At 64.0% G+C, this 25,474-nt stretch carries 30 protein-coding genes and 1 pseudogene; 21 read left to right on the top strand and 10 right to left on the bottom strand.

All coding sequences use genetic code 11. The annotated features are described in order from the left end of the window. Positions 1-2 precede the first annotated feature (2 nt). From AYJ54_RS19505 to AYJ54_RS19525, 5 genes are all read left to right on the top strand, one after another. Entirely contained in the window at positions 3-1,661 is a 1,659-nt protein-coding gene (locus AYJ54_RS19505; RefSeq protein ID WP_063701207.1) for a hydantoinase B/oxoprolinase family protein, read from the top strand. A 454-nt stretch (positions 1,662-2,115) separates the two neighbouring features. After that, positions 2,116-3,834 carry a pyrroloquinoline quinone-dependent dehydrogenase gene (locus tag AYJ54_RS19510; RefSeq protein WP_063701210.1) on the top strand — a complete coding sequence of 573 codons (1,719 nt, stop codon included), beginning with the start codon at positions 2,116-2,118 and terminating at the stop codon, positions 3,832-3,834. A 119-nt stretch (positions 3,835-3,953) separates the two neighbouring features. Continuing rightward, complete coding sequence (locus AYJ54_RS47450; protein ID WP_082905755.1) at positions 3,954-4,265, top strand: c-type cytochrome; 312 nt, start codon at positions 3,954-3,956, stop codon at positions 4,263-4,265. Positions 4,266-4,302: 37 nt separating this feature from the next. Beyond that, the gene (locus AYJ54_RS19520; RefSeq protein WP_063701212.1) at positions 4,303-5,070 is read left to right on the top strand and encodes a substrate-binding periplasmic protein; all 768 of its coding nucleotides are present in this window, start codon (positions 4,303-4,305) and stop codon (positions 5,068-5,070) included. 98 nt (positions 5,071-5,168) lie between these two features. Further along, positions 5,169-5,957, top strand: coding sequence for a sugar phosphate isomerase/epimerase family protein (locus AYJ54_RS19525; RefSeq protein WP_245329078.1), 789 nt, complete (start codon positions 5,169-5,171; stop codon positions 5,955-5,957). A gap of 49 nt (positions 5,958-6,006) precedes the next feature. Here the strand turns inward: AYJ54_RS19525 and AYJ54_RS19530 are convergent, their stop codons facing one another. Next, a complete protein-coding gene (locus AYJ54_RS19530) occupies positions 6,007-6,651 on the bottom strand; it encodes a glutathione binding-like protein (RefSeq protein ID WP_063701218.1) in 645 nt (214 codons plus the stop codon). Between the two features lie 103 nt (positions 6,652-6,754). Between AYJ54_RS19530 and AYJ54_RS19535 the strand changes: the two genes are divergently transcribed. After that, a complete protein-coding gene (locus AYJ54_RS19535; RefSeq protein WP_063701221.1) occupies positions 6,755-7,402 on the top strand; it encodes a TetR/AcrR family transcriptional regulator in 648 nt (215 codons plus the stop codon). 196 nt (positions 7,403-7,598) lie between these two features. Here the strand turns inward: AYJ54_RS19535 and AYJ54_RS19540 are convergent, their stop codons facing one another. Further along, on the bottom strand, positions 7,599-8,564 hold the full coding sequence (locus AYJ54_RS19540) for a 2-hydroxyacid dehydrogenase (RefSeq protein WP_063701224.1): 966 nt from the start codon (positions 8,562-8,564) through the stop codon (positions 7,599-7,601). Positions 8,565-8,705: 141 nt separating this feature from the next. Here AYJ54_RS19540 and AYJ54_RS19545 point away from each other — a divergent pair, with 141 nt between their 5' ends. The 4 genes from AYJ54_RS19545 to AYJ54_RS19560 all read left to right on the top strand — a co-directional run bounded on the left by AYJ54_RS19545 (position 8,706) and on the right by AYJ54_RS19560 (position 11,561). Continuing rightward, positions 8,706-9,074, top strand: a complete 369-nt coding sequence (locus tag AYJ54_RS19545; protein ID WP_024337611.1) for a YciI family protein — start codon at positions 8,706-8,708, stop codon at positions 9,072-9,074. Continuing rightward, positions 9,071-10,360 (top strand): RNA polymerase sigma factor, encoded by a 1,290-nt coding sequence (locus AYJ54_RS19550; protein ID WP_063701227.1) that lies wholly within the window; start codon positions 9,071-9,073, stop codon positions 10,358-10,360. Before AYJ54_RS19545 ends, AYJ54_RS19550 begins: the two co-directional genes overlap by 4 nt. A gap of 225 nt (positions 10,361-10,585) precedes the next feature. Beyond that, entirely contained in the window at positions 10,586-11,122 is a 537-nt protein-coding gene (locus AYJ54_RS19555) for an SRPBCC family protein (protein WP_063701229.1), read from the top strand. Between the two features lie 25 nt (positions 11,123-11,147). After that, on the top strand, positions 11,148-11,561 hold the full coding sequence (locus AYJ54_RS19560; protein ID WP_063701232.1) for a VOC family protein: 414 nt from the start codon (positions 11,148-11,150) through the stop codon (positions 11,559-11,561). Positions 11,562-11,671: 110 nt separating this feature from the next. Here AYJ54_RS19560 and AYJ54_RS53715 read toward each other — a convergent pair whose 3' ends face one another. The 4 genes and pseudogenes from AYJ54_RS53715 to AYJ54_RS19580 all read right to left on the bottom strand — a co-directional run bounded on the left by AYJ54_RS53715 (position 11,672) and on the right by AYJ54_RS19580 (position 14,069). Continuing rightward, positions 11,672-11,827, bottom strand: a complete 156-nt coding sequence (locus AYJ54_RS53715) for a hypothetical protein (RefSeq protein ID WP_347337221.1) — start codon at positions 11,825-11,827, stop codon at positions 11,672-11,674. A gap of 575 nt (positions 11,828-12,402) precedes the next feature. Further along, the gene (locus AYJ54_RS19570; protein ID WP_136623810.1) at positions 12,403-12,582 is read right to left on the bottom strand and encodes a hypothetical protein; all 180 of its coding nucleotides are present in this window, start codon (positions 12,580-12,582) and stop codon (positions 12,403-12,405) included. A gap of 145 nt (positions 12,583-12,727) precedes the next feature. Continuing rightward, positions 12,728-13,138 carry a hypothetical protein gene (locus AYJ54_RS19575; RefSeq protein ID WP_430641439.1) on the bottom strand — a complete coding sequence of 137 codons (411 nt, stop codon included), beginning with the start codon at positions 13,136-13,138 and terminating at the stop codon, positions 12,728-12,730. Between the two features lie 143 nt (positions 13,139-13,281). Then, positions 13,282-14,069 (bottom strand): annotated as a pseudogene (locus tag AYJ54_RS19580) (SDR family NAD(P)-dependent oxidoreductase). A gap of 374 nt (positions 14,070-14,443) precedes the next feature. Here AYJ54_RS19580 and AYJ54_RS19585 point away from each other — a divergent pair. The 9 genes from AYJ54_RS19585 to AYJ54_RS19620 all read left to right on the top strand — a co-directional run bounded on the left by AYJ54_RS19585 (position 14,444) and on the right by AYJ54_RS19620 (position 19,639). Beyond that, positions 14,444-14,809, top strand: coding sequence for a nuclear transport factor 2 family protein (locus tag AYJ54_RS19585; protein WP_063701244.1), 366 nt, complete (start codon positions 14,444-14,446; stop codon positions 14,807-14,809). Positions 14,810-15,060: 251 nt separating this feature from the next. Continuing rightward, positions 15,061-15,300 (top strand): YciI family protein, encoded by a 240-nt coding sequence (locus AYJ54_RS19590; protein WP_430641438.1) that lies wholly within the window; start codon positions 15,061-15,063, stop codon positions 15,298-15,300. Between the two features lie 186 nt (positions 15,301-15,486). Next, a complete protein-coding gene (locus AYJ54_RS19595) occupies positions 15,487-15,894 on the top strand; it encodes a YciI family protein (protein WP_063701246.1) in 408 nt (135 codons plus the stop codon). A 50-nt stretch (positions 15,895-15,944) separates the two neighbouring features. Then, complete coding sequence (locus AYJ54_RS19600; RefSeq protein WP_063701249.1) at positions 15,945-16,307, top strand: YciI family protein; 363 nt, start codon at positions 15,945-15,947, stop codon at positions 16,305-16,307. A gap of 173 nt (positions 16,308-16,480) precedes the next feature. Then, on the top strand, positions 16,481-17,218 hold the full coding sequence (locus AYJ54_RS19605; protein ID WP_063701252.1) for a TetR/AcrR family transcriptional regulator: 738 nt from the start codon (positions 16,481-16,483) through the stop codon (positions 17,216-17,218). A gap of 121 nt (positions 17,219-17,339) precedes the next feature. Further along, on the top strand, positions 17,340-17,828 hold the full coding sequence (locus AYJ54_RS19610) for a DUF2852 domain-containing protein (protein WP_063701255.1): 489 nt from the start codon (positions 17,340-17,342) through the stop codon (positions 17,826-17,828). Positions 17,829-18,196: 368 nt separating this feature from the next. Then, positions 18,197-18,373, top strand: a complete 177-nt coding sequence (locus AYJ54_RS51335) for a hypothetical protein (RefSeq protein ID WP_201724225.1) — start codon at positions 18,197-18,199, stop codon at positions 18,371-18,373. 65 nt (positions 18,374-18,438) lie between these two features. Continuing rightward, positions 18,439-18,696, top strand: coding sequence for a hypothetical protein (locus tag AYJ54_RS19615; protein ID WP_063701258.1), 258 nt, complete (start codon positions 18,439-18,441; stop codon positions 18,694-18,696). A 175-nt stretch (positions 18,697-18,871) separates the two neighbouring features. Further along, positions 18,872-19,639: a serine acetyltransferase domain-containing protein gene (locus tag AYJ54_RS19620; protein WP_063701261.1), complete on the top strand. Its 768-nt coding sequence runs from the start codon at positions 18,872-18,874 to the stop codon at positions 19,637-19,639. 21 nt (positions 19,640-19,660) lie between these two features. Here AYJ54_RS19620 and AYJ54_RS19625 read toward each other — a convergent pair whose 3' ends face one another. Continuing rightward, positions 19,661-20,161, bottom strand: a complete 501-nt coding sequence (locus tag AYJ54_RS19625; RefSeq protein WP_063701264.1) for a winged helix-turn-helix transcriptional regulator — start codon at positions 20,159-20,161, stop codon at positions 19,661-19,663. Between the two features lie 246 nt (positions 20,162-20,407). Here AYJ54_RS19625 and AYJ54_RS19630 point away from each other — a divergent pair, with 246 nt between their 5' ends. Then, entirely contained in the window at positions 20,408-21,118 is a 711-nt protein-coding gene (locus tag AYJ54_RS19630) for an SDR family NAD(P)-dependent oxidoreductase (protein WP_063701266.1), read from the top strand. Between the two features lie 23 nt (positions 21,119-21,141). Here AYJ54_RS19630 and AYJ54_RS19635 read toward each other — a convergent pair whose 3' ends face one another. The 3 genes from AYJ54_RS19635 to AYJ54_RS19645 form a co-directional block, all read right to left on the bottom strand. Next, positions 21,142-21,429 carry a hypothetical protein gene (locus AYJ54_RS19635; RefSeq protein ID WP_063701269.1) on the bottom strand — a complete coding sequence of 96 codons (288 nt, stop codon included), beginning with the start codon at positions 21,427-21,429 and terminating at the stop codon, positions 21,142-21,144. 318 nt (positions 21,430-21,747) lie between these two features. Next, positions 21,748-23,484 carry a gamma-glutamyltransferase gene (ggt, locus tag AYJ54_RS19640; RefSeq protein ID WP_136623811.1) on the bottom strand — a complete coding sequence of 579 codons (1,737 nt, stop codon included), beginning with the start codon at positions 23,482-23,484 and terminating at the stop codon, positions 21,748-21,750. Between the two features lie 355 nt (positions 23,485-23,839). After that, positions 23,840-24,358, bottom strand: coding sequence for a DUF2231 domain-containing protein (locus AYJ54_RS19645; protein ID WP_063701272.1), 519 nt, complete (start codon positions 24,356-24,358; stop codon positions 23,840-23,842). Positions 24,359-24,853: 495 nt separating this feature from the next. Between AYJ54_RS19645 and tolQ the strand changes: the two genes are divergently transcribed. Beyond that, positions 24,854-25,474 (top strand): protein TolQ (gene tolQ / locus AYJ54_RS19650; RefSeq protein WP_245329079.1); only part of this gene is annotated, 621 nt, incomplete at its 3' end.

The raw sequence follows: 25,474 nt of genomic DNA on the forward strand, positions 1-25,474 counted from the left end.
TCATGAGCAATGCAAGCGGCACGAGCCTGATCGACCTCCAGATCATGTGGCACCGGCTGATCGCCGTGGTCGAGGAGCAGGCGCAGGTGCTATTGCGCACAGCCTTCAGCCCGATCGTGCGCGAATGCGGCGACCTCTCGGCCGGCGTGTTCGACCTCAAGGGGCGGATGCTGGCTCAGGCGGTGACGGGCACGCCCGGTCACGTCAACTCGATGGCGGAATCGGTCAAGCACTTCATCGCGCATTTTCCGATTCATACGATGAAGGAAGGCGAGGCCTACATCACCAACGATCCCTGGATGGGCACGGGCCATCTCAACGACTTCGTCGTCACCACGCCCTGCTTCAAGGACGGCAAGGTCGTCGCGCTGTTCTCCTGCACCAGCCATCTCATGGACATCGGCGGAATCGGCTTCGGGCCCGACGCCACCGACGTGTTCATGGAGGGGCTCTACATCCCCATGCTGAAGCTGATCGACCAGGGCGTCGTCAACGAGACGCTGATGGCGATGATCCGCACCAACACGCGGCTGCCGATCGACACCGAGGGCGACACCTATTCGCTCGCCGGCTGCAACGGCGTCGGCTGCGAGCGCCTGGTCGAGATGATGAACGAGTTCGGCATCGATACGCTCGATGAACTCGGCGACTACATCTGCGACCGCTCGCGCGAGGCTGTGCTGGCCGAGATCGCCAAGCTGCCGAAGGGAAGCTGGCGCAACAGCATGGTCGTCGACGGATATGACGCACCGGTGACGCTGGCCGCGACGCTGACGATCTCGGATGCCGGTATTCACGTCGATTTCGACGGCACCTCGCCCGCCTCGAAGTTCGGCATCAACGTGCCCTTGTCGTACACCACGGCCTATACCGTGTTCGGCCTCGGCTGCGTCGTCGCCTCGCAGATCCCGAACAATGCGGGCTCGCTCTCGCCGCTGACGGTATCGGCGCCTTCAGGGGCGATCCTGAACGCGCCGAAGCCCGCGCCGGTCGCCTCGCGCCACGTGATCGGCCAGATGCTGCCCGACGTGGTGTTCGGCTGCCTGCGCCAGATCATTCCAGAGCGCGTGCCGGCGGAAGGCACCTCGTGCCTGTGGAATCTCAACGTGCGCGGCCAGACCCGCAGCGGCGTCGGCGGCAATTACGGGTTCTCGATGGCGGTGACCAGCAATGGCGGCACTGGCGCACGTTTCGGCAAGGACGGGCTGTCGGCGACCGCCTATCCCAGCGGCGTGCGCGGCACGCCGGTCGAGATCGCGGAGACGCAGACGCCGCTGATCTTCTGGCGCAAGGAGCTGCGTCCGGATTCCGGCGGAGCAGGGCGCACCCGCGGCGGACTCGGCCAGATCATCGAGGTCGGCAGCGGAGTCGATGCACCGTTCGAGATCCTGGCAGCGTTCGATCGCATCGATCACCCGCCGCGCGGGCGCGATGGCGGACGTGACGGCGAGGCCGGCTATGTCGGCCTGAAGTCGGGACAGAAGATGCGGGGCAAGGGCTTTCAGATCGTGCCGTCTGACGACCGGCTAGTGGTGATGACGCCCGGCGGCGCCGGCATCGGCGATCCCCGGGAACGCGCGCCGGAAAACGTGCGCGACGACATCGAGAGCGGATTGGTGTCGTCGGACAATGCAGTTGCGATCTATGGACGCGCGGGGTGAGGTAACGGGCTCGGCTGTATCGGCTGCGTCACGCTGCCCCATCCCGTCATCATGGTCGGCTTCGTGCTCCTGCTGACGCTCCGGCCGCGCATCGTCACGTTCCTGCCGAAAGTGGTTTACGGGTAACCCGCTTCAGTCCGAGATTTGTCGATTGAGACAAAACGGTCAGCGTCGCTGCCGTTTTCAAATCCGCCTTCGCGCGTGAAATTCACGCCGTGCGCGCATTCCATCTTTGCACTCCCTGTGATCCGGCGTACTCTGTGACGGCGAGCAGAAGTGCAACAGCAATCACTCCAGTGAACGTAGCTCTTTTGGCGATATGCGCCGGGAGAGGGGGACATCTGTTGGCAGCTCATCTCCGATGGAGAACGATCGACGCGTACTGAACTGCAAACACCCCTCGCAGCGGCGCTTACAAGACGCAATCAATAAACACAAGCGGGAGGAAGTGCATATGAGGAAGCAGTGGCTTAACTCAGGTTTACCTGTTCTCGTCGGTGCGACACTTGCGGCATCGGCGGCGTTGGCTCAAGCCGTGGATACGGCCCGGATCGAGGCCGCCGGTCAGAACGACTGGCTCACCTATCACGGTTCATACAAATCCTATCACTACAGCCCGCTCGCGCAGATCAACGCGAACAACGTCGGCAATCTGAGCGTCGCCTGGATGCACATTCCCGGACGATCGACGCGCGGCCTGCAGTCAATGCCGCTCGTGGCCGATGGCGTGCTCTATTACTCGGGTTCCTACAGCCGGGTCTTTGCGCTGAACGGCGCGACTGGCGAGGTCATCTGGTCGTTCTTTCCGGAGCTGGATGAGGCGCTCATCAGCCGACAGACCCACTCTCCCTACAACCGCGGCGTAGCTCTCGGTGAAGGCAAGGTCTTCGTCGGCACGATGGATGGACGTCTCTTCGGGCTCGATGCGAAGACGGGAAAGGTCCTCTGGGAAACCAAGCTGATAGACTCGCAGAAGCTTACGGTCGGCTTCACCGGCGCGCCGCTTTACGCGAAGGGGAGCGTGATTATCGGCGCGCAAGGTGGTGAATGGCCGGGCCGTGGCCCGATCTTCGCCGTCGATGCCACGACCGGCAAGAAGAAGTGGGAGTTCCTGACGGTCGCAGGCACCGACGAGGCCATGAAGACCTGGGGCAGCGATTCCTGGCGCACCGGCGGTGGCGGCGGCTGGATGCCGGGAACCTACGACTCCGAGACCAACACCATCCTGTGGGGCACCGCGAACCCGGCGCCGCTCTACGATTGGTCGGGCGCTGATTACAAGACGCAAGGTGCGCGTCCCGGCGACAATCTCTATACGAGTTCGGTGATCGGCCTCGATATCGATACCGGCAAGCTGAAATTCTACCATCAGGAGCTGCCGCACGACGCCTGGGACTTCGACAGCGCCGTCGGTGAGTTCGTGATGCTCGAGCGCGACGGCCAGAAGCTCGTGGTCCATCCGAACAAGGGCGGCTTCGTCTTCGTCTACGACCGCAATCTTGGCGTGAAGAATGTCTGGCGGCTGGTTGAGAACATCAACTTCGTCAAGGATATCGATCCCAAGACAGGCGCGCTGATCGGCCGTCGCGATTTCCCCGTCGGGAAAGTCACTGAACCGCCGCTGTGTCCGTTCATTGGCGGCGGCATCAGCTGGAATGCCGGCTCATACAACCCGAAGACCGGTCTCTACTACAAGATCGGCCAGGAATGGTGCATGACGCTGGATATCCAGAAGACGACGCCGGTCACCACGCCACAGGCCCAGCTCAACATCGGCGCCGACTTCAAGATGGCGCCTCCTCCGGGCGGCGAGATCTATGGACACCTCGACGCGCGCGATCCCATAACGGGAGCGAAAAAATGGGAGGTTCGCTATCCCGAGCCGCCGCTGGGGAGCGTGCTGTCGACCGCGGGTAATCTCGTGTTCGTGCCCGACTCCCGCGGCGTCCTTCACGCCTACGATGCCGAAACCGGGGCCGAGCTATGGAATCACAACAACGGCACCGGCCATCAGGGCGGCATCGTCAGCTACTCCGTTGGCGGCAAGCAATATATCGCCGTGGCCGCAGGCTTTGGCGGTATGCTGGCGGACGAATATGCGCCGAACTTCGGCGGCGTCTACAAGAGCATGCCGCGTGACGACGGTGCCCTCGTCGTCTTCAGCCTGAAATAGTCTGCCGCAAGCGATCTGCCGAGGAGCGGGTACAAGCCCGCTCCTCGGTCGATTGAAGCGGCCGCACGTGATTCAGGAATGGAGCGGACGTGTTGAAATCGCATTTGAAGACGATTCCGATGGTGCTGGGCGCCTCGTTGCTGTTCGCTGAGGTGGCTCAAGCACAACCCGCCACGCCTGCGCCCGAGAACGGGACATTCGAGGTCGAGCAGGTATTCGCGGGGACTTGCGGCTTTTGTCACTCCGATGGCGGCCGGGCTGCCGGCAAGGGGCCGCAACTGATGAATTCGCCGCGCGACGACGAATTTATTCGCAACCGCATCAAGCAGGGCAAGCAAGGCGCGATGCCAGCATTCGACGGCGCCTTCACCGACGCCCAGATCGACCAGATCGTCAAATACATCCGCGCCTTGAAGCCGCGCGAAGGCTGAACCGCCGAGAGCCGATCCATCCAAATGAGGACGCGGAATGAAGGCAATTGTCCCGCTCATCGTCGGTGCCGCCATCGGGCTGTCGGGACCGGCGCAGGCGCGAACCCTGGACGCGATCCGCTCGGACGGCGTGCTCGGGTTATGCGCCCATCCGAACTCGCTTCCCTTCGCGCGCAAGGCCGGCAATCCTCCCGGATTTCAGGTTGAATTGGGACAGGCGCTGGCGCGCGAGCTCGGCGTGTCGCTGAGGCTCGACTGGATCATCACCCAGTACCAGATGCGCAGCGCCGGCTGTGACATTCTTCTGGATGTCATCGCCGACCGCGAGGCGCAGGGCGAAACCCGCTTGAGGATATCGAAACCGTACTATCGCACGGGCGTCGCGCTCGCGGTGCCGTCATCCAGTGCGCTCACCTCGTTCAAGAGCCTCAACGGGCGTACCAAAGTGGGGGTGCAGGTCGGATCTGTCGCGGCCATGATCATCGGTCAACGGCACGTGCCCACATCGACTTTCGGCTTCGAGAGCGACAGCCTCGAGGCCCTCTCGAACAATGAGATCGACGCCGCCGCGGTCACGCCAACTGCGGCGAGCTATTTCAACCTGACGCATCCGGACAAGGCCTTCCGCATCCTGGATCGCGACGAGAGCGTCGCCGATCTCAACTGGAATGTCGCCGTCGGCATGGTCCGCCCGGATGATGCGTTGCGCGAAGCCATCGACGGAGCGCTGGAACGGCTGCGGAACGACGGCACGATCGATCGGATCTATCGCCGCTACGGTATCGTCCTCGAGGCGCCGAGATAGCCGTGCGTATCGGCCTCGGCAGTCCAAAGGGCTCGATCAATCGAGGCGCGGCACCCAGCAGGCGCGATGTCCTTCAATGTCTGGCCGCCGGAGCAGCAATGGGAGCGGCTTCGGCATCCGCCAGCGAGGGACGCAAGATCGGTCTCCAACTCTATACGCTCCGCGACCTCCTAAAGAACGACTTTGAGGGCACCCTGCGCAACGTTGCTCTCTTCGGTTATAGTGAGGTGGAGTTCGCCGGCATTCTCGGCCCTGACGTGAGGCGCACCGGCGAGCTTTTGCGCAGCCTCGGTCTCAGCGCACCGTCGTTGCATCTCGAATATGGCAACCTGCGGGACAAGACCGGATCATCGTTCGACCTCGCCCATTCGCTTGGCAGCCGGTTCGTCGTCTGTCCATGGCTTGATCCGCCGGAGCGGCAGACATTCGATGACTGGAAGCGGATTTGCGACGAGTTGAACAGGATCGGTGAACTGGCGGCGCGGGCCGGCCTGACGCTCGCCTATCACAATCATGATTTCGAGTTCGCAGACCTCGCTGGCGGCATCCTGCCATACGACGTTCTGCTCAGCCGCACGGACGAGCGCTTCGTCAAGTTCGAGCTCGACGTCTACTGGGCGGCAAGGGGCAATCTCGACTCTGCGCGTGTTCTGAGGGCACATCCATCGCGATTTCGCCTGCTTCATCTCAAGGACATGGCGACGGATGGATCGACCACCGAGCTGGGGCGTGGCACGATCGATTTCGCCGCGATACTCGACGCTGCGTTTGAGAGCGGCGTGGAGCACGTGTTCGTCGAGCAGGACATTTCGGCCGACCCCATGCGAAGCATTGAGATCAGCATCGCTTTCCTTCGCCGCCAACCGCATTTTGCGCAGGGCAGATGATGCTGCCGTCCCGGCGCGGAGGCCGGGACGACGATGCCTCGACCGTTCGCTACGCCGCCGCCTTGCGCCGCGCCTGTTCGGCCTTGTACAGCTCGAACTCCTCCGCGATCGCTTTTGCGATCGAGGGCTGCTGGCGCAGGCGCTCGTAATAGGCCTTCAGGTTCGGCCATTTCGCGAGCTCGATCGGCGGCGTCGCCATGGTCCAGTTGATGACCGTGACGAGATAGGCGTCGGCCACGCTGAAATGATCGAGCAGGAACTCGCGCCCCTTCAGGTAGTTGTCGAGATAGTCGAGCCGCGACAGGTTCTTCTCCAGCACGTAGGCTTTGGCTTCCTGCGGCGCCTTGCGGTCGAGCACGGGCACGAACAGGCCCTTGTGCAGCTCGGTGCCGATGAAGCACAGCCACTGATGCAGCCGCGTGCGATCGATGCCGGGTCCCGTGCCGATGCCGGATTGCGGAAAACGGTCGGCGACATATTGCAGGATCGCCGCGTTCTCGGTCAGCACCACGCCCTCGTCGGTGCGCAGCGTCGGCACCAGGCCAATCGGATTGACAGCGCGGAAGTCGGAGCCGTCCTTCAGCACCGTCTTGGTCGGCGGATCGACTTCGAGATAGTTCGCCTCGGCGCCGGCTTCATACAGCGCGACGCGGGTCGCCATCGAGCAGGCGAGCGGCGAGAAATAAAGATCCATCTGTAGCCTCCTTGGGCAATTCGCTGAGTTTCGCTCAACCTGGCCAGATTGATTTTTGTACTGTCTTGCATAATATAGATCGGGTCAAGGATTATTTTGCGAAATGGTACAAAAACCGAAGGGGCCGAACGCGGCACCCGAACAGCCCAAACGCCGCGGCCGCCCGCGCGCCTACGAGCCCGACGTCGCGCTCGGCAAGGCGCTCGACCTGTTCCGCAGGCAGGGTTTTGCGGCGACCTCGCTCGACGATCTCAGCGAAGCGACCGGCATGAACCGGCCGAGCCTTTACGGCGCCTTCGGCGACAAGCGCGAGCTCTACATCAAGAGCTACCAGCGCTACCGCGAGGAGGCGCGCGCATCGATGGTCGCGATCTTTCGCGAGGAGATGCCGCTGCGCCAGCGGCTGGAGCGCATCTTCGCCTCCGCGCTGAACATTTACCTCTCCGGCGACACCGGCCCGCGCGGCTGCTTCACGGTCGTGACGGCAGCCTCCGAAGCTGTCGGCGATCCCGAGATCCGCGCCATGGTGCTCGACGGGCTCACCGAGCTCGACAAGGCCTTTGCCAATTGCTTCCGCCGGGCGAAGGAGAAGGGCGAGTTACCCGAGACCGCCGATCCCGCCGTGCTGGCGCAGCTCGCCTCGGCCACGGTGCACTCGATCGCCATCCGCTCCCGCGCCCGCGTGCCGCGCAAGGAACTGGAAGCGATCGTCAACGGCGCGATCGATGTGATGGTGGGCGGCAAAGGTTAAGCTGTCGTCCCGGACAAGCGCAGCGAAGCGGAGCGTAGACACAGGGACCCATAACCACAGGGCGTAGTTTGGCGGAGGATCGGCGCTCGGTACTGCGACCAACCACGATCGATGGATTCCGCGGTATGGGTCCCGGCCTTCGCCGGGACGACGCTGAGTAGGCGGCGCGGTCGTGCCTCTTTCAGGCAGCAAATCGCTAATACCCCCGCGCCCGATCGACCACGTTCTCCAGCGCGGCGCCGGCCTCGAACCGTGCGATCTGCTCCGCGACATAGGCCGAGATCGCTTCCGCATCGGTGTCGGCCGCGTTGTGCGGCGTCAGCACCACCTTCGGATGGGTCCAGAAGCGGCAGTCCTGCGGCAGCGGCTCCTGCACGAACACGTCGAGTGAGGCGGCACCGAGCGTGCCGTCGTCGAGGCAGGCCAGAATATCGGCTTCGTTCTGCAAGCCGCCGCGGCCGGCGTTGATCAGGACAGGCGCGCCAAGCGGGCCCTTGCGGTTGAGTTTTGCAAAGACGTCGCGGTTGAGGATGCCGTGGGTCTCCTGTGTCAGCGGCAGGAGGCAGACGAGGATGTCGGTCGCGCGCAGGAACGCGTCGATCTGCGCGGCGCCGTGAAAACACTCGACGCCTTCGACAGAACGTGGGCTGCGGCTCCAGCCGGTGACACGGAAGCCGAGCCGCCGCAACACCGCGGCCGCGTCCGCACCCAGCGTGCCCAATCCCATGACACCGACCGTGACAGCGCTCGCCGGCCACTGGTATTTCGGCTCCCAGCGCTTCTCGCGCTGCGACTGTCGCAAGTAGAGCTCCTGGCGATGGTGCATCAGCACGTGCAACACGACATATTCGGTCATGCGGCCCGTCAGATCCGGCACGGCGACGCGGACCACCGGCACGTCGGGCAGGCTGCGGTCGGCCATCAGGGCGTCGACGCCCGCGCCCAGATTGAAGATCGCACGCAGGTTCGAGAACGCGGCGAGTTCGCCCGGCGCCGGCTTCCACACCGCGGCATAGTGCACCTCGGCCGGATCGAGCCCGGCGTCGGGCAGCAGCACCACGCGGCGGCCGCCGCAGACCGCCTCGAACCGGGTCTTCCAGCGCGCCGGAAGCCAGTTCTGCTGCGTGCTGTTGATCAGGACGGCCAGTGTGCCTTTGGTCATTCCAGGTGCCTCATCGGGTTCCGCTTTTGAAGGCCCTCCTTGGCACGATCTGCCGGATTTTTCTCGCAAATTATTTCCGCACCGCTGTCGGGGCAGGGCATAGTGGTTCGTCTTCAAAACAAGACGAGGAAAGTGTCGCCCATGCTCTATGCAATCCTTTGCTATCACGATGAGGATTTCGTCGGCTCCTGGAGCAAGGACCAGGACGAGGCTGTGATGAAAAAGCTCGCGGTGGTGCAGGAGAAGCTCACCAAACAGGGCCGGCTCGGGCCGGTGGCGCGGCTGTTGCCGACAACCGCGGCTGCGACCTTGCGGAAGGAAGATCCGCCGCTGGTGCTCGACGGCCCCTATGCCGAAACCAAGGAGCAGCTGCTCGGCTTCTACATCGTCGACTGCAAGAATCTCGACGACGCGCTCGACGTCGCGCGCGAGCTTGGCGCGGCCAATCCCGGCGGCGCCTATGAGGTGCGTCCCGTCGGCGTGTTCAGGCCCGGAGGGAATTTGACGTGAGCGAGACCGATGCCGCCTGGATCGAGACCGCGCTGACCTCGGCGCGGCCGCAGGCGGTGGGCGCGCTGCTCCGCTATTTCCGCGATCTCGACACGGCCGAGGAGGCCTTCCAGAACGCCTGCCTGCGCGCGCTGAAGACCTGGCCGCAGAATGGGCCGCCGCGCGATCCCGCCGCCTGGCTGATCATGGTCGGCCGCAACGTCGCCATCGACGAGGTCCGCCGCGCCCGCAAGCAGGAGCCGCTGCCCGAGGACGACCAGGCGATCTCGGATCTCGACGACGCCGAGGGCGAGCTTGCCGAACGGCTCGACGGCTCGCACTACCGCGACGACATCCTGCGGCTGATGTTCATCTGCTGCCATCCGCAGCTGCCGGCAACGCAGCAGATCGCGCTCGCTTTGCGCATCGTCTCCGGCCTCACCGTGAAGCAGATCGCGCGCGCCTTCCTGGTCTCGGAAGCGGCGATGGAGCAGCGCATCACGCGCGCCAAGGCCAAGATCGCGGAGGCAGGCGTGGCGTTCGAGGCGCCCGGCGCGGTCGAGCGCTCGGAACGGCTCGCCGGCGTCGCGGCGATGATCTATCTCGTCTTCAACGAGGGCTATTCGGCGAGCGGTGATACCGCCGAGATCAGAAAGCCGCTGTGCGAGGAGGCGATCCGGCTGGCGCGGCTGTTGCTCCGGCTGTTCCAGAGCGAGCCGGAGATCATGGGGCTCACGGCACTCATCTTGTTGCAGCATGCGCGCAGCGCCGCGCGCTTTGCCGAAGACGGCTCGCTGATCCTGCTCGAGGACCAGAACCGCTCGCTGTGGAACGGCACCATGATCGCCGAGGGACTGGCGCTGATCGACAAGGCGATGCGCCACCGCCGCAGCGGCCCTTACCAGATTCAGGCCGCGATCGCGGCGCTGCATGCGCGGGCGGCGACGCCGGAGGAGACCGACTGGACGCAGATCGACCTGCTTTATGGCGCGCTCGAGCTGATGCAGCCTTCGCCGGTGGTGACGCTCAACCGCGCGGTCGCCGTCTCCAAGGTGCGCGGAGCGCAAGCCGCGCTCGACATGATCGAGCCGCTGGCGCCGAAGCTCGCCAACTATTTCCACTTTTACGGCGTGCGTGGTGCCTTCCTGATGCAGCTCGGCCGCAACGACGAGGCCCGCGTCGCCTTCGACCGCGCCATTGCGCTCGCCAACACCTCGGCGGAAGCCGCCCACATCCGCATGCATCTCGATCGCCTGATCCGGGACAGCCAGCCGAAAGGGGCAAGAGGGGGCGCGAAGGCGAAGTAGGGCGGCTCTCTCCAGTTCGTCACGGCCGGGCTTGTCCCGGCCATGCACGTTTGTCTTGCTCTCCAAGTACGTGGATGCCAGGGACATAGGCGAGCGGAAGCAACGCCGTCCTTCGGACGGCTATGCCCGGGCATGGGGGCGGGCAGCCCGTCGAAAAATTTCTGTTCCACCTGTCGGCTTCAGCCTCTCCCCTTCGTCCTAAGCCCATACCCAAGGGAACCATTCATGCTGAAAGCCATTGCCATTTTCGTCGTCGTGATCGCGGTCGGCATCGCTGCCGTCCTCGTCCTTGCCCTCACCAAGCCCGACACGTTCCGTGTCGAGCGGAGGCTCGCCGTGAAGGCGCCGGCCGAGGCCATCTATCCGCTGGTCGCCGATTTTCACCGCTGGACCGGTTGGTCGCCCTATGAAGGCCGCGATCCCGCGATGAAGCGCACGTTCGGCGGCGCAGAGCAGGGCAAGGGCGCGACCTATGCCTGGGACGGCAACAACAATGTCGGCGCCGGCCATATGGAGATCCTCGAGGCCAACGCGCCGTCAAAACTCCGCATCAAGCTCGATTTCGAGCGGCCGTTCGAAGGTCACGACACCGCGGAGTTCACCTTTGTGCCGCAAGGTGATGCAACACTGGTCACATGGACGATGTACGGTCCGGCCCCGTTCCTGTCCAAGCTGATGCAGGTCTTCATCAACATGGACAGCATGATCGGCAAGGATTTCGAGGCCGGGCTCGCCAGCCTGAAGAAGCTCACCGAGAAGTAACGCCTCACTGCCAAGGAGAGAAACGATGCTCAATCCCTATCTGTTCTATCAGGACACCTGCGAAGCGGCATTCAACTTTTACGTCAAGGCGCTCGGCGGAAAGATCGAGGCGATGCTACGCGCCTCCGAGGCGCCCGCGGACATGCCCGCCGCGCCCGGCCGCGAGAAGACCATCATGCACGCGCGGATGTCGCTGCCCGACGGCAGCGTGTTGATGGCCTCCGACGCGCCGCCCGAGCATGTCCAGAAGCCGCAAGGGTTCTCGATCTCGCTCACGCTCGCCGATCCGGCGGAGGCCGAACGCAAGTTCAACGCGCTCGCCGACGGCGGCACCGTCACCATGCCCTTCAGCAAGACGTTCTGGGCCAAGGGCTTCGGCATGTGTGTCGATCGTTTCGGCATCCCCTGGATGGTGAACTGCCCGGCTGAAGGGATGTAAGCGCAAATTTGATCGCACGGATGATGTGCTGACACAAACAATGCCCTTTCCCGCCGTCTGCGGGGGAGGGCGCAAGCTACATCACCGCGGATTAGTCGCGGTGCGCCGCTTCAGCGGATCGATCCGGTGACATCCTCGCGCGGCGCCGGCGGAGCACAGCGACGGCAGATCATGAGCTTCGACTCGAGCTGCCTGTCGTTCTCGGCCTCGATTTCATCGTGGACCGCCCACCACGCGTCCGAATAAGGGCGCAGCGTCGCCAGCACCCTTTCACGTTCCAGATTCGAATTGGCGTCGCTCTCCGCCGGTGCATGCTTCACAACGCGATGCTTTGTGACAGCGGTTCGGTTCGGGTCCCGGCCGAGACCGTCCCACGCGATCGGGCGCCGCTCCGCCGCCGGCGCGGTTGCGCATCCGGTGAGCGCTGCGCAAAAACTAAGCAAGATGAAGATGTATCGAGTCATGCCGGACCTGCCGTGCAGTACGCACCACGCAAACATCCGCGTGGAAACCTTTGCACCGCGACTGTGAAATCGGACTTAAGGGAAACGACGTCGCCGGCATTGCCGAATATGGACTCTTGCTCTTGCCTCATTCTGCGAGAGCACGCGCGAACTTCACGGAATGAAGCGGACCGCATCGCACAACAATTGGCGCAATATTAGGCTGTGAACTTCGGGTCAGAATCGGGTAGCCTTGTCTTATAAGATTTAAAAAACCAGGGTGGACGTCACTTGGAAGGGGAGCGACCGATGGCGGCGGCGCTACAAATCAACTTTGCTCTGTGGGGGATGCTCATCTGCGCCAGCGTGAAGCTCGCTCCGATGATTCAAATTCTCTTCTAGGAGAACAGCCAGTTGACGGTGGCCATGGCTCCCTCTGCGAGCACGTAGAGCCAGCCAACGGTAGCGACTGCGCTCGTGATCAGGAACGCAGCGGTGACAGCCAGCTCGTTCCATTTTCGTAAGAGTGATGACTGAGCTTGCGTATCAGGATGTCCGTCGGTGCTGATACTGCTCATAAATACCTCTGCAGACATCCGTGTCGTGTGCTCTTAGGTATGCCAAGCCAACTTGGCGTTAGTGTGACGCGGTTCACAGTTGTGACGTACTCTGCTGGTTCCGACGACGATCGCAGTCTGCGTCCGATGGAGCGATCGCGAAACGCTATCGACAGCGTGGATAGATCGCGGCGAGTTCGCGCCCCTTCAACAGCAACAGCTGCGAGCTCAGGCCGCCGTGGCGGCTGATCCAGTCGCGTACCCGGCCGGGATAGGCTTGCAGCACGGCCTCGGACGCTTCCGGCTCGGCATAGAAGTGCCCGCGCCGGTCCACCGAACGTGCGGCATGAAAACCGAGCACCGCGCGCCGCGTGACGCAGATGCGCTCGACCGGCACGATGCTCAGCACCAGCGTGCAGGCGGACAGGCAGGGTCCATCGATCACCACGCGCTCGCCGCTCTCGCGTACCTTCTCGAACAGATCGAGGAACGGTCCGACCTGTCCGCCGGGACTCTGGATGATGCGGACTTCGGCCGAGGCAGGCGCGGCGGCGAGCAATGCTGCTGAGAGCATCATAGTCCTGACAAAGGCAGTGCGTTGCATAGCACTCTCCGCACGTTCGACATCGGAGGGTGGGTTAGCGAAGCGTAACCCACCACTTTTGCAGCCGAGGCGACAGACGAGGTGGGTTACGCGACGCTAACCCACCCTACAGAGCCCTACCCGTTGCGGCGCTCCCCGCGCAGCGTCGGCAGACCGATGCCCGCTGCATCGAAGCCGCCATCGACGGCCAAAATTTGACCGGTGATGTAGCTTGCGCGGTCCGAGCACAGGAAGAAGATCGCCTCCGCGAGTTCCTCCTCCAGACCGTAGCGGTTGAGCGGAATGGCGTCGTGATAGTCGGCGCGGATCTCCGCCGTGTGCACCTTCTTGGCCATCGCGGTGTCGACTGGTCCCGGCGCAACGGCATTGACGCGGATGTTGAGCGAGGCGAGCTCGACCGCGAGCTGTTTCGTCAGATGCGCCAGCCCCGCCTTGCTGGTGCCGTAGGCGGAGCGCAACGTCGAAGCGCGCACCGCCGAGATCGAGGTGAGTTGACGATGGCGCCGCCACTCGCCTCGCGCATCAGGGGCACCGCCGCCTTGGTGCAGAGGAACGGGCCGGTGAGATTGACCTCGAGCACGCGGCTCCAGTCGACGTCCGACGTCTCCATCAGCGGCGCGAAAACGGCAATCCCGGCATTGTTGACGAGCGCATCGAGCCGGCCGAACTGCCGCTCGATCGTCTTCATCGCGGCGCCGACCGCGGTTGCGTCGGAGACATCGCAGGTCAGCGCCAGCGTCGCCTCGCCCTGGCCGATCTCGGCGAGCGCGCGGCCGAGCAGTTCGCCCTCGATGTCGAGCAGCGCCACGCGCCAGCCTTCGGCGAGGAATTTCCTGGCGGCCGCAAGCCCGATGCCACGTGCGGCTCCGGTGACGAGGGCGACTTTTTGCGGGGCCTGCGGCATCTGCTAATCTGTCCTATCTATCGTTCGAAAGGTTGGTTGCGCGCGAGCGCTTGGCTCCTTTTACTGCGGTTTCATCCCGCCAAGAAAGGTCTCAAAGCATGGCCGTCGCGCAGCGCCGATGGAGGAGGGGCTGCCGGAGGGGCGCGGGAGAGCCGACGTGGTGGTGGAGCGGTAGAGCAGGAACGATTCAAACTTTGTCACCTCACCCTGAGGCGCGAGCCTTGCCGCGCAAGTTCGCCGCTGGGCCAGCCTCGAAGGGCGACGGCGAGTGCGACAAAAATACCTTCATCGGTGCGCATGGAACTGCGCACGACGCATGTCGGCACGTCCGCGCCTGATTCGTCTTGTAATGGAATCCAGGGAAGGGTGCGACGATGCCGGCCGATCGCGAGAGCCTGATCAAGAATCTCTTTGCTGCCTATCTCGCCAATGACCGGCAACAGGTCAGTGATGCCCTGGCCGACGACTTCCGCTTCACCAGCCCCTTCGACGACGATCTCGACAAGGCGACCTATTTTGAACGCTGCTGGCGCGATACCGCCTGGATCGCTCGCCACGACATCGAGCGCATCTTCGTCGCCGGCGACGAGGCCGTCGTGATCTATCGCTGCCTGGCAACAGATGGCAGGAGTTTTCGCAATACCGAGTTCTTCACCTTCGCCGATGACAAGGTCCGCCGCATCGAGGTTTATTTCGGCGCGGCCTGGCAGGATGGCCGATTCCTCCCGCAGCCGCGCTGACGTCCGCTGCCATGACCTCCGAAAATAATTTTCGCCCCCTGTCGGATCGGTAAAACGGCGTTCGTCTTACAGGGGAGCGCGGGTCAAGCGGGCCCGTCCCAGGAATGTTACTGGAGCAAGGTCGATGCGCTTTATGGTGATCGTCAAGGCGAACCAGGATACCGAGGCCGGAAAGATGCCGACCACGGAGATGCTGGCGGCCATGGGCAAGTTCAACGAGGAGATGGCCAAGGCCGGCGTGATCGAGGCCGGTGAGGGCGGGCGTCACCCGCGGCCCGTTCAATCTCTCGCCCGACCTGATTGCCGGCTTCTGGCTGATCAAGACCAGCTCGCTCGACGAGGCGATCGGCTGGATGAAGCGTGCGCCGTTCGAGCCCGGCTCCGAGATCGAGATCCGCCAGGTGTTTTCGGCCGAGGATTTTGGCGAAGCCTTCACGCCCGAGCTGCGCGAGCAGGAGGAGCGCACCCGCGCGTATGCCGCGAAGGAATAACTCTGCACTCGTCATTCCGGGGCGACGCGGCGGGACCGCGCAAAGCGCGGGCCCGGGAGCGTCGAGCCCGGAATCCATCGGGCCGCAGCGACGGCGGATCAATGGATTCCGGGCCTGCGCCTCACGGCGCATCCCGGAATGACGGTGGGGAAAGATTCGGACGTTCACAACAATAAGAGACCCCCCATGCGATTCATGATGCTGATGATCCCCCTCGGCTACGAGACCGCACCGCCGGACGTGCAGCTCGATCCCGAACGCGTCGCCGCTATGATGCGTTACAACGAGGCGCTGAAGGACGCGGGCGTCCTGATCACGCTCGATGGCCTGCATCCGCCGTCGATGGGCGCGCGCGTGTCGTTTGCCACCGGCGAGCCGATCGTGACCGACGGCCCCTTCGCTGAGGCCAAGGAAGTCCTCGGCGGCTACTGGATGATCGAGGTCGCCTCGCGCGAGGAAGCGATCGCCTGGGCCAAGAAGTGCCCTGCCTCGCCCAATGAGGTCATCGAGATCCGCCAGGTGCAGGAGATGGCCGATTTCCCGCCGGAGGTGCAGGAAGCCGCCGCCGGCTTTCCCGACCTGAAGAAGAAGTAGCGCCGGGGCGGCACGGCTTCCGTCAATCATCACCAAAGGAGAAACGACCGATGAGCACCGACACCTATCTCGCCGTCTTCCTCGGCAGCAAGACCAGCCCGAAGATGGCAGCCTGGAATGCGCTTTCTGAGGCCGAGCGCAAGGCCAAGGAAAAAGAGGGCATGGCGGCCTGGAAGGCCTGGGTCGAGAAGCATCAGGGCGCGATCCAGGCGATGGGCGGCCCGCTCGGCAAGACCAAGAAGGTCGATGCGAGCGGCATCGCCGACATCTCCAACCAGATGGGCGCCTTCACCGTGGTCCGCGCCGCCTCCCACGAGGCCGCCGCCAAGATGTTCGAGAACCATCCGCACTTCGCGATCTTCCCCGGCGAGACCGTCGAGATCATGCCGGTCCTGCCGATCCCGGGCGGTTAGCCTCAAGCTCAGTGATTCCGGGTTCGGCTCTCCGGGCCGCGCCTCGCGCGGTCCCGTCGAGCCGCCCAGGAATGACGGTGTGCTGGCCCCGGAATGACTGCGGGAAGTACGGGTTAATCACACCCCGTTCCCGCTAGTGACCTGCGCGCGCGGCTCATGTAAAAGCCGTTCACATGAGCTGGCGCAAGGAGCGCCGCGCCGAGCGCGGCTATCACCACGGCAATCTGAAGGAAGCCTTGTTGCAGGCTGCACTCGGGCTGATCGCCGAGAAGGGCGCGGCCGGCTTCACCTTCGCTGATGCCGCGCGCATGGCTGGCGTCAGCGCGGCGGCGCCTTACCGGCATTTCCGCGATCGCGACGAGCTGTTGTCCTCGATCGCGCAGCGCGGTTTCGAGCAGTTCGAGGCGCGCCTGACCGCGGCATGGGACGACGGCCGGCCTGATACGGTCACCGCGTTCGAGCGCGTCGGCAGAGCCTATCTCGCCTTTGCCCGCGAGGAGCCCGCCTTCTATAACGCGATGTTCGAGTCGGGCCTGCCGGTCGATGCCAATCCCGCGCTCCAGGCTGCGAGCGAGCGCGCCTTCAATATCATTCGCGCCGCGGCCGAGCGGCTCGCGGCACTCGCACCGCCCGGTACGCCGCGCCCGCCGGCGATGATGATGGCGCTGCACATCTGGTCGATGTCGCATGGCGTGGCGTCGCTGTTCTCGCGCGGCGATGCCGCGCGGCGAAAACTGCCGATGTCGCCGGACGAGCTCCTCGAAGCCGAAGTGCTGATCTATCTGCGCGGGCTCGGCTTCCCGACCGACCGCCGCCCTGCGGCGAAGAGCGCCGAGCCGCCGCCCGTGCCACCGGAGGCGTCCTCCGGTTCTGGCGTTCCCCCCGGCGGCCCTTGGGGCAAGCCGAAATAAAATTGCGCAAATAAATCGGCGGGCCTGTCGGGTGGCCGGCTTGACAAAAATGCGGGATGGTCTAGCTATGTAAATGTTATTTACATTCACAACGGCGCTGATGCCGTGATGGAGATGGGAAATGGCCTACACCGCTGATGTCAATCGATGGCGCGGCCCTTCGGAACAACCCTACGACCGCCCCCACATGCTCGACACGCCCTGGCATCCCGGCTGGATCGCCGTGACCATCCTCGGCTTCATCATCTGGTGGCCGATCGGACTTGCCCTTCTCTTTTTCACACTCGGGAGCAGAAGAATGTCGTGCTGGAGTAACCAGGATCGCTGGCAGAACAAGATGGAGCGGATGCAGTACAAGATGGACCGCATGCGCGACCGCATGGAGCGCCGCGGCTTCGGCTTCGGTTTTGGCCCGCCTTCCTCCGGCAATCGCGCCTTCGACGAGTACCGCGCCGAAACCCTGCAGCGGCTCGAGGAAGAGCAGCGCGAGTTCAAGGATTTCCTGACCCGCCTGCGTCACGCCAAGGACAAGGAAGAGTTCGACCAGTTCATGGCGCAGCACCGGACCCGTCCGACGCCGCCGCCGACCGATCAGCCGCCGCAGGGCTGATCTCGAACGCCGCCTCTCTCAAAGCCTTCAGGCGCATGCCCCCAAAGTCCTGATGGCCCCGAGCCGCCCGCCTGCGCATCCCGCAGGCGGGCGGTCGCGTTTTCGGGGACCGTCGCTTCTCCAGAACCACGAGGGTTCGTCATGCCCGGGGCTTGTCCCGGGCATCCACGTTCTTCGCGCCGCGGGGCAAGGCGTGGATGGCCGGGATAGGCAAGCGGAAGCGACGCCGTCCTTCGGACGGCTATGCCCGGCCATGACGGTGCGGAAACGTCATTGCCCCGACCTTCGAACTGTGGCCCAGTCATCTATATTAATGCTTACGCCTGCCGCTCCCGGCACGCACAGCTTACTCCTGAACGACACGGCTCATGGACCTCCACACCCGATTGCTGCTCGGCATCACCGCGTTCGCGGTGCTGGGTTATATCGGTCTCGTCTATGGCGGCTGCGCGCTTGATCCGGATTGTCATTTTGGCCGGTGCCCGGGCCAGCGTGCGTTCTGCGGTGTGGTCTACGGGCATGTGCAGGACCAGAAGGTGCCGTAGAAGCCGGGCCGCGCGACGCGCGACCAAGTCCTGACAACGTGCTTTCCGCGTGGACAGGTGTCACCATGACCGATGCCGAACGCAACCAGACCGGACAGCGCATCGCGCTGCTCGCGCGCGTGTCGGCGTTGTTCGATCGGTTCGGGAGCACTGTGCCGATGGCGATCGCGTTCCTCAATGGATGGCCGACGGAGGTTCAGTTCTACCCGCACCGGCAAGTCGGCGAGTCCTGGAGGCTCTATCTCAGCCTCATCATCTACCAGCTCGCTGCACTCGCACTTGGGCGCGCGACCTCGTTTGCGAGAGCGAGCCTCGATCCATGATCCTGCTCCGCGATTTCGCACTCTACGTCCTGCCCGCGCTCGTTGCGCTGTGCGGTTGGCTCTACGCGCTCAGCGAAACCGCGAGCGCGAGGGTACGCGCGTTCCGGCACGATTGGCTCCCTAACGCGGCTTCCCTATATTCGCCGTCGCAGACCAGGGCGCACCGGAGGCGGCGATGGCGGAAGCTTCGATCATGGCGAGCGACAGCCTCTGGCACGCGATCCGCGGCGAGGCGCAACGCGCGGCCGCGGCCGATCCTGTCTTCGGCGCGGCCCTGGCGGGGGCCATTCTCGCACATGATGATTTCGCCGCCGCCTTGGCCGATCTGATCGGGCGCCGGCTTGGCGGCAGCGCCGCCGCGCGTGCACGCTTCACGGCGTTCACGAGCGACGCCTTCCGCGAGCAGCCGGACCTGATCGAGGCGGCAAGCCGTGACCTGCAAACCATTGCGATCCGCGATCCCGCCGTCGTCGGCCTGTTGCCGCCGCTGCTGCATTTCAAGGGCTATGTCGCGCTCGAGGCCTGGCGCGTCTCGAACAGGCTCTGGATTCGTGGCCACGCTGATGCGGCGCTGCTGTTTCAGAACGAGGCGTCCAACGCGCTGCAGGTGAGCATCCATCCAGCGGCGCGCATCGGATCGTCGGTCTATCTCGATCACGCCACGGGCATCGTGATCGGCGCCAATGTCGTGATCGGCGACGACGTCACGATCCTCCAGAATGTCAGCATCGGCCGCCGCGGCGAATTGCCGACGCGTTCGCCCAGGATCGGACGCGGTGTCTTCATCGGCGCCGGCGCGACCGTTCTCGGCGATATCCGCGTCGGCGATTTCGCCAGGATCGGCGCCGCGTCGGTCGTGACCTCCGATGTGCCGGACGGCTGCACGGCGGTCGGCAATCCCGCGCGGTTGACCAACTGCCCGGCGCAGGCGCCGGCGGCCTGAGCCTCGCCGTCGCGAGCCGCGCTATTTCGCGCGTGCGGCCTCGCGGGCTGCGAGCCCCTCGGCCGCGCCTTCCGCCGCGCCCGGACCCGCATGCACATGGACCTCTTTCGCGACGATCGGCTCGCCGCATTCGGAGCAGACCAGCACCGGATCGAACATCTTGCCGCAACGCTTGTGCTCATGAAGCAGGGGTCGGCCGCGCTCATCCACCATGTGGGTGTCGCCCCAGTGCACGATCGCCATCACGACCGGATAGAGATCCAGTCCTTTCTGGGTGAGGATGTATTCGTGCCGCGTCGGATTGACCTGATAGGGGGCGCGCCTGAGCACGCCGAACCGGACAAGCTTCTTCAACCGGTCGGCGAGGATGTGCCTGGTGACGCCGAGGCGTGACTGAAATTCCTCGAACCGGCGCACGCGCAAAAAGCAGTCGCGCAGGATCAGGAGGCTCCAGCGATCTCCGATGACGGCCACTGTCCTTGCGACCGAGCACTGTTCCTGCTCAAGCGAATCCCACCGCATCCGTCCGATCCTCGAAAGAGCTGAATTTCCAACGCGTTCATCGCGCTAGAATATAAAATTCCAAAATGGAATGAAAGGTATTGAGCATTGCGATCTGCGCATTCTAGCCCTACAGTTCACCGATTAATTCAATGGTTCTATTTAGGAACCTTTTGGTAGAGCGGAAGCTCGTGGGAGCAATTCGGCAATGTGCTGAGCGCGGACGGTGATTGAGACGGCGTCGGTATCCAATCCTCGGAGGGTGCAATGAAGACGGCAATCGTGATCGGTGTCGGTCCGGACCGCGGGCTTGGTGCGCAGCTCTGCAAGCGCTTTGCGGCCGATGGCCTCAAGGTGATCGTCGCCGGCCGAACGCTGTCCGCATTGCAGGCCATTGTGCGCGATATCGAACAGGCTGGTGGCGCGGCAGTGCCCTTCGTCGCGGACGCGACGAAGGAGGCCGACATCGTTGCTTTGTTCGATGCTGCGGGCGAGGAGCCCGATCTCGCCATCTACAACGCGGGCAACAACACGCCCGGCAGGATCACCGAGATGGAGGCCGATTACTTCGAGAAGGCCTGGCGCGTGATCTGCTTCGGCGGCTTCCTGTTCGGCCGCGAGGCGGTGCGCCGCATGGCGCCGAAGAAAACCGGCACGCTGCTGTTCACCGGCGCCAGCGCCTCGCTGCGCGGTCGCTCAGGCTTCGGCGCGTTCAATTCGGCGAAAGCGGGCCTGCGCACGCTGGCGCAGGCGATGGCCAAGGAGTATGCGCCCGATGGCATCCACGTCGGCCATGTCGTGGTCGACGGTGCGATCGGCGGTGACAAGATCATGACGCGCTTTCCGGATGCGGCGAGCCGCCAGGATAGCCTGATCAGCATCGAGGGCATCGCCGACGCCTTCGCCTTCCTCTATCGCCAGCCCGAACGCGCCTGGTCGTTCGAGCTCGACGTGCGGACCTCAAAGGAGAAGTGGTGAGGCCGTGGCCCTTGCCTCACCGATCAGGCGGCAGCCTTGTTCTTGATGGCTCCAATGATCGCGGTGAGTATCGCCCCGCCGGCACCACCGGCGACAATTTGTGACACGATGCCGCCAACGCTCAAGTTTCCAGATTGTGCCGCGGCCATGATGGACGGAAGCAGCAACGTAATGACCTGGCCGAGCACCCCGCCGCCGACCAGACCCGAAATGATGTTTCCGGCCATTCCGAGATCAAATGTCGGCGAAGACTTGCCCGCGCCAATTCCACCAAGCGCGCCTGAGACGAGGTTGATCAGAATCTGTTCCATGCGGATCTCCCGTACGAGGTCGTCGGGCAGTTCGCCAGGCACTACTATCGGTTGTCTGACGGGCGGCCCACTCCGGCACTGTCACGCGGCTTACGGGCAAAGACAATAGAGTGTGTTGCCGATCGCCCGATGAAATAACCCTCGCGCGCGGCACAAGCTGCATAGCGACGTTTTCAGTTCGCCACTTTCCGTCGAACGATAGTCCTGTAGGGTGGGTTCGCAAAGCGTAACCCACCATTTTTGTTGTCACGGAAGAGGTGGGTTACGCCGGAGCCTGTCATCGGGCCGCGCTTTGCGCGGACCCACCCTCCAACGTTCTCAATATCCGGCGGCTAACCCCGAGTTGCGGCGTGGATCGTTCGCACCGTAGTAGCGGTTGTTGCCGACTTGCTTGCCGTTAAGTGACGGGGCGCCGACGATAATGACCGCGAGATGGTTCGCCGGTTGCGGCGGCCCGAACTTGTGGCCCATGCCTTCCAGAATCTTGCGGGTGTCCGGCGACAGCGCATAGTTCTCGACATTGGTCAGGTCCGGCAGCCATTGCTGGTGGATGCGCGGCATGTCGACGGCCTCCTGCGCGTTCATGTCGTAATCGATCGCATTGATCATGGTTTGCAAGACAGCCGTGATGATTCGGCTGCCGCCGGGCGTGCCCACCACCATGACCGTCTTGCCGTCCTTGGTGACGATGGTCGGGCTCATCGAGGACAGTGGACGCTTGCCGGGAGCAATAGCGTTGGCCTCGCCCTGCACCAGGCCATACAGGTTCGGGACGCCGACCTTGGCGGTGAAGTCGTCCATCTCGTCGTTCAGCAGGACGCCGGTCTTGGCCGCCGTCACCTTGGCGCCGAACCAGTCGTTCAGCGTGTACGTCACCGAGACCGCGTTGCCGAATTTGTCCGCGATCGAATAGTGCGTGGTATTGCTGCCCTCATGCGGCGCGACGCCCGGCTTGATGTCCTTGGAGACGGCGGCCTTGTTCGGATCGATCACGGCACGGATCCTGGTCGCGTAATTCTTGTCGAGGAGGCGGCCCAGCGGGTTCTTCACGAAGTCCGGGTCGCCGAGGTAGCTGTTGCGGTCCACGTAAGCGTGGCGCATGGCTTCGATCTGGACGTGCACGGCCTGCGCGGAGTGGTAGCCCAGCTCCTTCAGTGGATAGCCTTCCAGGATATTCAGGATCTCGCAGATGATGACGCCGCCCGAACTCGGCGGCGGCGCGGAGATCACGTGATGGCCGCGATAATCGCATTCGACGGGCGCGAGCTCACGCGTCTTGTAGCCGTCGAGGTCGTCCTGCGTCAGCAGGCCTTTGCCCGCCTGGCTCGATGCCACGATGGCGTTGCCGACCCAGCCCTTGTAGAAGCCGTCGGTGCCTTTGCTGCTGATCTCGCGCAACGTCTTGGCGAGCTCCGACTGCACCAGCTTCTGCCCTACTTCGAACGGCTGGCCGTTGTTGAGGAAGATCGCGGCCGACGGGGGATCGTCCTGAAAATCCGCGGTGGCGGTACGCAGTAAGTCGATGTCGCCCTGGTCCAGCGCAAAGCCCTGCTCGGCAAGCTGGATCGCGGGGGCGAGCAGGTCGGCGCGCTTCATGGTGCCGTACTTTTCGCGCGCATATTCCATGCCCGAGACGGATCCTGGCACACCCACGGCCAGGTGCCCCTTGGTCGAGATGCCGTTGATGACGTTGCCGTCCGTGTCGAGATACATGTTGGGGGTGGCGCCCTTCGGCGCCGTCTCGCGGAAATCCAGGAAGGTCTTGCGACCGTCGGCGAGTTGGATCGTCATGAAGCCGCCGCCGCCGAGATTGCCGGCCGCCGGATAGACCACGGCGAGCGCATATCCGACCGCCACTGCGGCATCGACTGCATTGCCGCCGCGCCTGAGCACATCCACGCCCACCTCGGTTGCCAGATGCTGTGCGGACACCACCATGCCGTTTTCGGCGGCGACAGGCGCAACCGAGGCCGCGCGCACGGCGCTGCCCCAAACGAGGCTGATCGATGCGAACGCGAGGATGACCCATCGCGCGCCTGTTCTTCGCTTTTTCAATTGAACCTCCCCGGGAAGAGCCGTCGATGCCAGCTCGAGTCGTTGTTGGTAACGGATACCACCAGACGGAGGCATCGGGCAAAATATGCATGATCCCGGTCAACGGGCTGTCGTAAACATTCGACTCACAGAAAATCTGATTTAACGAAACTATGCTTCGTCCCGACCCGATGCGAGGGGCGGTCGCGCGTCGTCACGAGCGTAGGATGGCGGTGGACGCGGGTCGGCGTCGATACGGGATATGGGCGGGATGAACCCCATGAGCGCGTCGCGGCTCGTGCAAGACGAACGGGGGCGTCGTCGCGTCCAGTCGCCCCCGGCGACGCCAGTTGCCTCTACGTCTGACCTGTCCCGTTCAGGCGGCGTGCCGGTGGCTCTCGCCGCCGTGGTCCGGCGTGACAGGCTCCGAACTCGTCTGGCCCGGTGCGTCCATCACCGCAACGTGGTGACGGTAGACCATCTCCCCGCCCTTCCATCCCGTGAACAGGAGGATGCCGACGACGATCAGGGACAGCACCACGCCCCACGGCTTGACCGCCGCCTCAGCTCCTTGCGCATAACGGATGTAGAAGTTGACCAGGGCGAGCACGACTGCCGCAAGGTTGCCGGTCATGTGGTACCAGGCGTCGTTGAGGCTGCGAATGCGGGACTCGCTCAGGAAGTCAGTGAAACCGGCTATGGCGGCGACAAGCGCCATGACGATGCCGGCGCCGATCAGCCACATCGCGGCCCGGGCCCAGAAGCCATCGCCGGTTCCGATGAAGGCCAGGTCGGCGATGGGCGCGCCGACCAGGAACGCCACGGGGAACGGGATGATCATCGGATGGAGCGGATGGTCGCCGATGGCGGCGGTTGTTTTGGGGTTGATGCTCATGACGAAAACCTCGCCGAAAATGATCCTCCGGAACAATTTTCCGCGCGCATGCTGGTTCCTCCGTCTCCGCCGGATAGAGGCAGGCTGGCTGACCGGCCGACGACCTTTCCCTAGCCCTGTCCGCAAGGGGGAGGGAACCGACCTCGACCCGGGTCTGGCAGCAACGTCTGGTCGCGTGCCGGAAGGCCATCCCCGGCCAACCGCCTGCGTCGCCTGCCTTTCCAGGAGCCAAATTCGGCTGCGGTAACCCCGCATTAACCATCGTCGGGGTCTGGTAAAAGCTGGTAAGTCGCGCCCAAAGGCTTAGTCGAGGCCCTTAGTTTTGACATCTTGGCAGGGAAAGCAGACGGCCGGCTTTGGACGGGCCGCTGCAATCCAAAAAGACAAGGCTTTGCGCAGGCTTGTGAGCTGCGCGCGACCCGCGCGGCCTTGGGGGACCGGCAGCCATTTTGCTCCCGGAGGATATGGAACGATCGCCTTGAGAGGATACTGCTTATGAATCCGGCCGACGTGGCTCAGTCAGCCCTTCCGGTTGCTGCTTCCGCCGACGTGTCGCTGATCGCGCTGTTCTGGCAGGCTCACTGGATCGTGAAAGGGGTCATGCTGGGGCTTCTGGCCTGCTCCGTGTGGGTCTGGGCGATCGCCATCGACAAGATCTTCCTCTATGCGCGCACCCGCCGCTCGATGGACCGCTTCGAGCAGGCGTTCTGGTCGGGCGAGTCGATCGAGGAGCTCTATCGCACGCTGTCGGCCAAACCGACCCATTCGATGGCGGCCTGTTTCGTCGCGGCGATGCGCGAGTGGAAGCGCTCGTTCGAGAGCCACGCGCGTTCCGTCGCCGGCCTGCAGATGCGCATCGACAAAGTGATGAACGTTTCGATCGCGCGAGAGGTCGAGCGGCTGGAACGCCGGCTGCTGGTGCTTGCAACCGTCGGCTCCGCCGGTCCCTTCGTCGGCCTGTTCGGCACGGTCTGGGGCATCATGTCGAGCTTCCAGTCGATCGCGGCGTCGAAAAATACCTCGCTGGCGGTGGTGGCGCCCGGCATCGCGGAGGCGCTGTTTGCGACCGCAATCGGCCTTATCGCCGCGATTCCTGCCACTATTTTCTACAATAAG

Origin of the sequence: Bradyrhizobium centrolobii (genome assembly GCF_001641635.1) — a bacterium.
Taxonomy (GTDB): domain Bacteria; phylum Pseudomonadota; class Alphaproteobacteria; order Rhizobiales; family Xanthobacteraceae; genus Bradyrhizobium; species Bradyrhizobium centrolobii.

Excerpts from the sequence above, each read along its gene's own strand:
- AYJ54_RS19600 (WP_063701249.1), top strand. The coding sequence starts at position 15,945 with ATGAGCACCGACACCTATCTCGCCGTCTTCCTCGGCAGCAAGACCAGC.
- AYJ54_RS19645 (WP_063701272.1), bottom strand. The coding sequence starts at position 24,358 with ATGAGCATCAACCCCAAAACAACCGCCGCCATCGGCGACCATCCGCTC.
- AYJ54_RS19635 (WP_063701269.1), bottom strand. The coding sequence starts at position 21,429 with ATGGAACAGATTCTGATCAACCTCGTCTCAGGCGCGCTTGGTGGAATT.
- AYJ54_RS19535 (WP_063701221.1), top strand. The coding sequence starts at position 6,755 with ATGGTACAAAAACCGAAGGGGCCGAACGCGGCACCCGAACAGCCCAAA.
- AYJ54_RS51335 (WP_201724225.1), top strand. The coding sequence starts at position 18,197 with ATGGACCTCCACACCCGATTGCTGCTCGGCATCACCGCGTTCGCGGTG.
- AYJ54_RS19530 (WP_063701218.1), bottom strand. The coding sequence starts at position 6,651 with ATGGATCTTTATTTCTCGCCGCTCGCCTGCTCGATGGCGACCCGCGTC.
- AYJ54_RS19595 (WP_063701246.1), top strand. The coding sequence starts at position 15,487 with ATGCGATTCATGATGCTGATGATCCCCCTCGGCTACGAGACCGCACCG.
- AYJ54_RS19610 (WP_063701255.1), top strand. The coding sequence starts at position 17,340 with ATGGCCTACACCGCTGATGTCAATCGATGGCGCGGCCCTTCGGAACAA.
- AYJ54_RS19605 (WP_063701252.1), top strand. The coding sequence starts at position 16,481 with ATGAGCTGGCGCAAGGAGCGCCGCGCCGAGCGCGGCTATCACCACGGC.
- AYJ54_RS19520 (WP_063701212.1), top strand. The coding sequence starts at position 4,303 with ATGAAGGCAATTGTCCCGCTCATCGTCGGTGCCGCCATCGGGCTGTCG.
- AYJ54_RS19615 (WP_063701258.1), top strand. The coding sequence starts at position 18,439 with ATGACCGATGCCGAACGCAACCAGACCGGACAGCGCATCGCGCTGCTC.
- AYJ54_RS19540 (WP_063701224.1), bottom strand. The coding sequence starts at position 8,564 with ATGACCAAAGGCACACTGGCCGTCCTGATCAACAGCACGCAGCAGAAC.
- AYJ54_RS19570 (WP_136623810.1), bottom strand. The coding sequence starts at position 12,582 with ATGAGCAGTATCAGCACCGACGGACATCCTGATACGCAAGCTCAGTCA.
- AYJ54_RS19630 (WP_063701266.1), top strand. The coding sequence starts at position 20,408 with ATGAAGACGGCAATCGTGATCGGTGTCGGTCCGGACCGCGGGCTTGGT.
- AYJ54_RS19620 (WP_063701261.1), top strand. The coding sequence starts at position 18,872 with ATGGCGGAAGCTTCGATCATGGCGAGCGACAGCCTCTGGCACGCGATC.
- AYJ54_RS19525 (WP_245329078.1), top strand. The coding sequence starts at position 5,169 with ATGGGAGCGGCTTCGGCATCCGCCAGCGAGGGACGCAAGATCGGTCTC.
- AYJ54_RS19510 (WP_063701210.1), top strand. The coding sequence starts at position 2,116 with ATGAGGAAGCAGTGGCTTAACTCAGGTTTACCTGTTCTCGTCGGTGCG.
- AYJ54_RS19575 (WP_430641439.1), bottom strand. The coding sequence starts at position 13,138 with ATGATGCTCTCAGCAGCATTGCTCGCCGCCGCGCCTGCCTCGGCCGAA.
- AYJ54_RS47450 (WP_082905755.1), top strand. The coding sequence starts at position 3,954 with ATGGTGCTGGGCGCCTCGTTGCTGTTCGCTGAGGTGGCTCAAGCACAA.
- AYJ54_RS19625 (WP_063701264.1), bottom strand. The coding sequence starts at position 20,161 with ATGCGGTGGGATTCGCTTGAGCAGGAACAGTGCTCGGTCGCAAGGACA.
- AYJ54_RS19585 (WP_063701244.1), top strand. The coding sequence starts at position 14,444 with ATGCCGGCCGATCGCGAGAGCCTGATCAAGAATCTCTTTGCTGCCTAT.
- AYJ54_RS19555 (WP_063701229.1), top strand. The coding sequence starts at position 10,586 with ATGCTGAAAGCCATTGCCATTTTCGTCGTCGTGATCGCGGTCGGCATC.
- AYJ54_RS19545 (WP_024337611.1), top strand. The coding sequence starts at position 8,706 with ATGCTCTATGCAATCCTTTGCTATCACGATGAGGATTTCGTCGGCTCC.
- AYJ54_RS19560 (WP_063701232.1), top strand. The coding sequence starts at position 11,148 with ATGCTCAATCCCTATCTGTTCTATCAGGACACCTGCGAAGCGGCATTC.
- AYJ54_RS19505 (WP_063701207.1), top strand. The coding sequence starts at position 3 with ATGAGCAATGCAAGCGGCACGAGCCTGATCGACCTCCAGATCATGTGG.